The 6,000-nt window shown below is 56.6% G+C and carries 8 protein-coding genes; 6 read left to right on the plus strand and 2 right to left on the minus strand.

What is annotated here, in order from left to right:
- Nucleotides 1-205 precede the first annotated feature (205 nt).
- The 5 genes from HHJ16_RS09150 (at nt 206) to HHJ16_RS09170 (ending at nt 4,034) form a co-directional block, all read left to right on the plus strand.
- Nucleotides 206-430 (plus strand): hypothetical protein, encoded by a 225-nt coding sequence (locus tag HHJ16_RS09150; protein WP_293642303.1) that lies wholly within the window; start codon nt 206-208, stop codon nt 428-430.
- Nucleotides 431-574: 144 nt separating this feature from the next.
- On the plus strand, nt 575-793 hold the full coding sequence (locus HHJ16_RS09155; RefSeq protein WP_293642304.1) for a DUF3460 family protein: 219 nt from the start codon (nt 575-577) through the stop codon (nt 791-793).
- A gap of 106 nt (nt 794-899) precedes the next feature.
- Nucleotides 900-1,757, plus strand: coding sequence for a ScpA family protein (locus HHJ16_RS09160; protein ID WP_293642306.1), 858 nt, complete (start codon nt 900-902; stop codon nt 1,755-1,757).
- A 32-nt stretch (nt 1,758-1,789) separates the two neighbouring features.
- Entirely contained in the window at nt 1,790-3,364 is a 1,575-nt protein-coding gene (gene nadB, locus HHJ16_RS09165; protein ID WP_293642308.1) for an L-aspartate oxidase, read from the plus strand.
- Nucleotides 3,365-3,392: 28 nt separating this feature from the next.
- Nucleotides 3,393-4,034 carry a tRNA-uridine aminocarboxypropyltransferase gene (locus HHJ16_RS09170; RefSeq protein WP_293642310.1) on the plus strand — a complete coding sequence of 214 codons (642 nt, stop codon included), beginning with the start codon at nt 3,393-3,395 and terminating at the stop codon, nt 4,032-4,034.
- Between the two features lie 176 nt (nt 4,035-4,210).
- Here HHJ16_RS09170 and HHJ16_RS09175 read toward each other — a convergent pair whose 3' ends face one another.
- Together HHJ16_RS09175 and HHJ16_RS09180 are read right to left on the minus strand one after the other, a co-directional pair.
- Nucleotides 4,211-4,444 carry a hypothetical protein gene (locus HHJ16_RS09175; protein WP_293642312.1) on the minus strand — a complete coding sequence of 78 codons (234 nt, stop codon included), beginning with the start codon at nt 4,442-4,444 and terminating at the stop codon, nt 4,211-4,213.
- Between the two features lie 298 nt (nt 4,445-4,742).
- A complete protein-coding gene (locus tag HHJ16_RS09180) occupies nt 4,743-5,099 on the minus strand; it encodes a hypothetical protein (protein WP_293642313.1) in 357 nt (118 codons plus the stop codon).
- Nucleotides 5,100-5,799: 700 nt separating this feature from the next.
- Between HHJ16_RS09180 and HHJ16_RS09185 the strand changes: the two genes are divergently transcribed.
- Nucleotides 5,800-6,000, plus strand: a 201-nt coding sequence (locus tag HHJ16_RS09185; protein WP_293642314.1) for a hypothetical protein, incomplete at its 3' end; no start/stop codon positions are given.

A 6,000-nucleotide genomic window follows, 5' to 3' on the forward strand; every position in this document is an offset into this window, starting at 1 on the left:
TTGACGCACATGATTGCAAAGGCAATGCATGATGGCAACCTGCAGCGAGCGCTCATTTACCGACCAATTTACGCGTTGGCAGAACAAATCCGAAGTCGGTCTCAGGACCTGACATTCGTTCCCGCCAGAAGTAAGTTCAGCAGTGGCTAACGCTGCCAGACAGCCCCCCCTACTTGAAGTGCGGAGCAAGCGTCCGATGGTGATCATGTCATTCACCAAGCATTCAGGCTGGCGGTTGTATTCAAGCGTGCGGGCACCCGAGGCCACCGCAACGCTCGCAACACCCGACAAGGGCGTCGTGGCCATGTCCCTGGCATCCCAGACTCTTTCAGGCCCCCGAAACGGGCGCGTACATCGGCCTCTAGCGAGACACCTCCTCCAGTTCGGCAACGCGCTGCGATTCGCAGCCAACCAGCCCAAAAACGCCTGACAGCACCCCCACTTGCCGGACAACATCCTGGTTAAGAAACAGGTGAACAACGGCCCGTTCTATCAGGCGCGGGAACACCTAAAATGAGTGCCAGGCAGACCCCGCTAAAATCAATTAACTATACGTTTTAGGCAGCTTAGAACCATGTCCATTTTTCGCCGTCCCGACTACACCTCTGAAGTCACTCAGTTCATCGACCAGCTGAAGGCGAAGAAACCCACGCTTGAGGCGGAGCAAAGGGCTGGCCGCTCCCTTCTATGGGACAAAAATCTCAACCTCGCCGCCCAGGCGGACTACAGCGACGCGCGGGTCGCGCAACAGCCCTACGTGTATGGCACCGACAACCACTCCAACAGCCAATAATAAGAGAGCTTTTTCGCAATTCGATCTGAGATCCATCAGGCGAGCGAACGTCGCTATATTTTTCAGAGCAGACTTCTGAGTCGATTTGGCCGTAGCTGCTGCTTTCATGCCCCAAATTATTTCCTCCTCGCAGGTCCAGGAACTGCCGCCGTTAATCGGGCAAGACCTGCCTGTGGCGATTGACCAAGTCGCCCTCGCCCGCCTGTATGGCGAGCCGCTGTTTGCCATGCCGCACGATTTGTACATCCCACCGGATGCACTGAAGGTTTTTCTGGAGGCGTTCGAGGGCCCGCTGGACTTGCTGCTCTACCTGATCCGCAAGCAGAATTTCAATATTCTTGACATTCCGATGGCGGCGGTCACGCGCCAATACCTCACGTATGTGGACGAAATTCGCGCCACCAATCTGGAGCTGGCAGCCGAATATCTATTGATGGCCGCCATGCTGATTGAAATCAAGTCGCGCATGCTGCTGCCCCCCAAAAAGGCAGCAGAAGGCCAAGAGGCGGAAGACCCCAGGGCCGAGCTGGTGCGCCGTCTGCTTGAGTACGAACAAATCAAACAGGCTGCGCACAAACTCAACACAGTGCCGCAATTTGGCCGTGACTTCCTGCGCGCTCAGGTTTTTGTGGAGCAGGCGTTGGCCCCGCGCTTTCCCGATGTGACCGTGGTCGATTTACAAGAAGCCTGGCGCGACATTGTGAAGCGCGCCAAGCTGGTCCAGCACCACGTCATCAGCCGCGAAGAGCTCTCGGTGCGCGAGCACATGAGCATCGTCCTGCGCAAGCTGCAAGGGCGCAAGTTTCTCGAATTTGAGGAATTGTTCGACGCCACGCGCGGCATGCCGGTGCTGGTAGTGACTTTTATTGCGCTGCTGGAATTGGCCAAGGAATGTCTGCTGGAAATCACCCAAGCCGAGTCCTTTGCACCTATTTACGTGCGCCTGGCCTACACCCCCGCCTGATTTTTATATTTCCACCCCCTTGGCCCCCGAACATGACGCACGATTTTGATGTTTTGATTGTTGGTAGCGGCCTTGCTGGCCTGTCTGCCGCGCTGCACTTGGCGACTACACACCGTGTGGCCGTGCTGACCAAGCGCACCATGACCGACGGCGCCAGCGGCTGGGCTCAAGGCGGCATTGCCGCCGTGCTGGCCGAGGGCGATAGCTTCGACGCTCATGTCAACGACACACTGGTAGCGGGCGCCGGCCTGTGCGATTTGGCCGCCACGCGCTTTGTGGTCGAAAACGCGCCCAAAGCGATTGCCTGGCTACGCGGCCTGGGGGTGCCTTTCTCGCTCGAAGATGGGCAGTTGCACCTGACCCGTGAAGGCGGCCACGGCGCGCGCCGCATTGCCCACGTGACCGACGCTACCGGTGCCGCAGTGCAGCGCACGCTCATCGATGTGGTACGCGCCACGCCGGGCATCACGCTGTTTGAACACCACACGCTGGTGGACGTGATTACGGCGCGCAAGCTCGGTCTGCCCGACCAGCGCTGTCTCGGCCTGTATGCACTCGACGAAGTTACCGACGAAGTCGTCACCTTCCGCGCGCCCCAAACCATTCTCGCCACGGGCGGCGCAGGCAAGGTGTACCTCTACACCACTAATCCCGACACCGCCACTGGCGACGGCATTGCCGCCGCCTGGCGTGCCGGCTGCCGCGTGGCCAACCTGGAGTTCATCCAGTTCCACCCGACCTGCCTGTACCACCCACACGCCAAGTCGTTCCTGATTAGCGAGGCCGTGCGCGGCGAAGGCGGGCGGCTTTTGTTGCCCGACGGCACGCGTTTCATGCCGCAGCACGATGCCCGCGCCGAACTGGCCCCGCGCGACGTGGTGGCGCGCGCCATAGATTACGAGATGAAACGCCACGGCATCGACTGCGTGCACCTCGACATCTCGCACCAGAGCCCCGCGTTTCTGCACGAACACTTTCCCAATATTTTGGCGCGTTGCGCGGAGTTGGGCATCGACATCACGCAGCAGCCCATTCCCGTGGTGCCCGCCGCCCATTACACCTGTGGCGGTGTACTCACTGACCTGGCTGGCCGCACCGACCTGCCCGGTCTGTTCGCCGTTGGTGAAACCGCCTGCACCGGCTTGCACGGCGCCAACCGGCTGGCCAGCAATTCGCTGCTCGAGTGCATGGTGTTTGCCCGCGCTGCGGCCCAGTACATTGCAGCCGAGCCCGCCGCGCCGATGCCGGAGTTGCCGCAATGGGACGACAGCCGCGTCACCGACGCCGACGAATGCGTGGTCATTTCGCATAATTGGGACGAATTGCGCCGCTTTATGTGGGACTACGTGGGCATTGTTCGCACCAACAAACGCCTGGAGCGAGCCGCACATCGCATCACGCTCTTGCAGGCTGAAATCCAGGAGTTCTACGCCAACTTCCACGTCACGCGCGACTTGCTGGAGCTGCGTAATCTGGTGCAGGTAGCCGCTCTTATCGTGCGCTCGGCCCAACTGCGCCGCGAAAGCCGTGGCCTGCATTTCAGTCGGGACTACCCCAAACTGGCCGCGCCGGCGGCGCCTACTATTTTGGTGCCTGCTGCGGTTTGAGTCTTCTAGGGATCCATAAGGGCCTCCTATGACGCTCGCCTCCGCTACCAAACGCCTGGCCTGCACGACCTGCTTGCGCCCGCAAAGCGCTTGTATTTGCCAGTGGATCACACCGATTGCGCATCAGGTCGAAGTGCTTATATTGCAGCACCCGCTGGAAGTGGGCAATGCAAAAGGAAGCGCGCGACTGTTGCACTTGAGTCTTCCCCACAGCCGGCTGCAGACGGGCGAAGTGTTTGCCGGGCAGAGCTTGCTGACTGCGCCGTTCGGGGCAGAGGCGGTAGCGAGCAGCCAAAAACACGCGATTCTGCTGTATCCAGACACGCCGCAAGACCGCGCGCGAGGTAGGCAGCCCCCACCGCCACTGGCGCCCGCCTTGTTGCGTGCGCCTTCACAATTACGCCTGATCGTTTTAGATGGCACCTGGCGCAAAAGCCGCAAGATGCTTTTCCTCAATCCGCAGTTGCAACAACTTCCGCGCCTATCGCTGCAAGACATGCCTGCTTCGCATTATCTGATCCGTAAAGCGCATCGGCCCGACCAACTCTCGACACTGGAGGCGACTTGCGCGGCGCTCGCGCAACTGGAAGGGAGCGTTGAAAGGTTTCAGCCCTTGTTGAGGGCATTTGACGGCTTTGTGGCGCAACAGCTGGGGTACCAAACCGAGTAGTACAGGTTGCCGTGTTTACCGTGCAATGGGATTCAGATTTCCTTATTAATGCCCTCGCCACGCTGACTTCCGTGGATTACCTTACCGGGAGACTCCGACCTCATCACACGCTCTGCGCAACTGCACCGCGAAAGCCGTACGCTGGAGATTAAAGGTGTCGCAGGACAAAAAAGCATTCACCAGAGGCGCTTGCCGTCAAGCCGGCGAACATAGACGTTGACCCTCGGCTTGTCGAAGGTCGTTTCTACACAACCGAATACGCTATTCAGATTGACGTAAAAAAGAAGGTTGAGATTCTTGCGTGCTTCCATCGAATATTTTTTCTCGCCAACGCAGGCGTTGGTTCCGATTTGTTGTCCACGCGAAAATTTTTCACAAACGTTACTCGGGCCTTTTAGGTCGTTTGCCATTCCGCCTTATTGGCAGGACATTGCTGATTTGCTAGAAGCTTTCTCTCACCACGCCGAGGACTTAAATCGAGACGTCGAAAATTTTTGTCTTTGAAGCGTTCGTATTACCAGCCCGTTTAGGCTACCACGAACAAAAGCAGCGAGAACATGAGTGACTTAGGCAAGCGGCCAGCCAAACCGGTTCTGCAAAAATATGCGATACATTTTTGCAGAACCCGAATTTTTAAACCTCAGCAATACTTTGCGAGGTTTTACCGTACAGTACCGATCTGAAGCCCAGTGCCAGGCGTTATCCCTATCAGCGACCGCCACCCCGACCCATGCCGCCACCCATGCCACCGCCAGAACCCCGACCGGTTCCTCTAGCAGGTAGCTCATCAGGTATGGTCATCCCACGTGCCTCAGCGCGCTTTTTCATGGCCTCGTGATTTTCCTTGCGGATTTGCTCTCGTTCTTCAGCAGTCTTGCCCGCAAACATTTTGGCGCGATATTCAGTGCGCTCTTGTTGCGTCATAAGTTGGCTGCCCCAGATTTGCTCTTGCTTCTGTGTTTGTTCCTTTCCTTGAACTGGTGCTGGTTCGCTCGCCAAAGCGAACCCAGCCGGCAGAAACAAGGCAGTGGCTAACGCAGACGCCGATAAGGACCGTTGCATCATGGTGAACTCCTATCAATGTGGGTCGTTTAATTTGTGGCTGCAGCCACTGCAACCCGTTCAGTGGCCACTCCGCTCTAGGATTATCAGTCTGTTTTTAACTTCAGCTACAAATTTTGATCGACGCGTGCGGCCAACTTATCGAGCACGTGGAACCCAAGGCTAGATATAACGCCGAAAATTTATTCATTCGCCTACTTTTCTGATTCACTTATGCCCTGCTTATTACGTGGGGCGGTGTAGGAAATGAAAGCACATATACCAGCATGCGAAATAGACATACGTCTGGTCGGTCGGCACACTTTAATGCATGTCTTTAACAGGTTGCCGAAATACTCTACCAATAAGCGTGGCCCCGATCTCGGAATATTTATTTCTTGACCTTACTCGCTTTATTCGCTCGCATTATTGATTTCATGAGCTTTTAAAATCGTTTTCGATATTTTGAGTTTGGTATTCCTGCATTTTCTGCCCCTCATGTCGCCTGCAGACGGAGCTTCTCCAGCGTGCGCATGCACGTGAGGTGGTAGGCCACCATGTCGGCACAAACCTCCAACCGACTCGCTTCAGCCCGCGCGCCGTTACCTGACGCAGGCGGCCACGTTTTTGACCCCGTCAAATTCTTACTCGATCAGCTTTCTTTTTTGCATCGAGATCGTGCAGCACTGTTAGCGCCGATTGGTAACTGACCGGAGGAATTCTTTTGTTGACCACACCGGCAAACCTTTTTCAGGAAAATACCGTGGTCAGTGCAATTTCAGCACGTGCTATGCGAACTGACAATTTGGCATCGGTGCAAATACGGATGACTGTCCAACGCGGTTCAACGACGTTTAGTCATAGATTTGGAGAGACGGCAACCAAACGACAAACAGAGCAATGTCGAAAGCCAGAAAGAAGAAAG

This window comes from Polaromonas sp. (genome assembly GCF_012927485.1).
In the GTDB taxonomy this organism is placed as follows: Bacteria; Pseudomonadota; Gammaproteobacteria; order Burkholderiales; family Burkholderiaceae_C; genus Polaromonas.

What these genes read in the sequence shown, in the direction of transcription:
- HHJ16_RS09150 (WP_293642303.1), top strand. Translation starts at nt 206, where the DNA reads ATGTCATTCACCAAGCATTCAGGCTGGCGGTTGTATTCAAGCGTGCGG.
- HHJ16_RS09155 (WP_293642304.1), top strand. Translation starts at nt 575, where the DNA reads ATGTCCATTTTTCGCCGTCCCGACTACACCTCTGAAGTCACTCAGTTC.
- HHJ16_RS09160 (WP_293642306.1), top strand. Translation starts at nt 900, where the DNA reads ATGCCCCAAATTATTTCCTCCTCGCAGGTCCAGGAACTGCCGCCGTTA.
- nadB (WP_293642308.1), top strand. Translation starts at nt 1,790, where the DNA reads ATGACGCACGATTTTGATGTTTTGATTGTTGGTAGCGGCCTTGCTGGC.
- HHJ16_RS09170 (WP_293642310.1), top strand. Translation starts at nt 3,393, where the DNA reads ATGACGCTCGCCTCCGCTACCAAACGCCTGGCCTGCACGACCTGCTTG.
- HHJ16_RS09175 (WP_293642312.1), bottom strand. Translation starts at nt 4,444, where the DNA reads ATGGCAAACGACCTAAAAGGCCCGAGTAACGTTTGTGAAAAATTTTCG.
- HHJ16_RS09180 (WP_293642313.1), bottom strand. Translation starts at nt 5,099, where the DNA reads ATGATGCAACGGTCCTTATCGGCGTCTGCGTTAGCCACTGCCTTGTTT.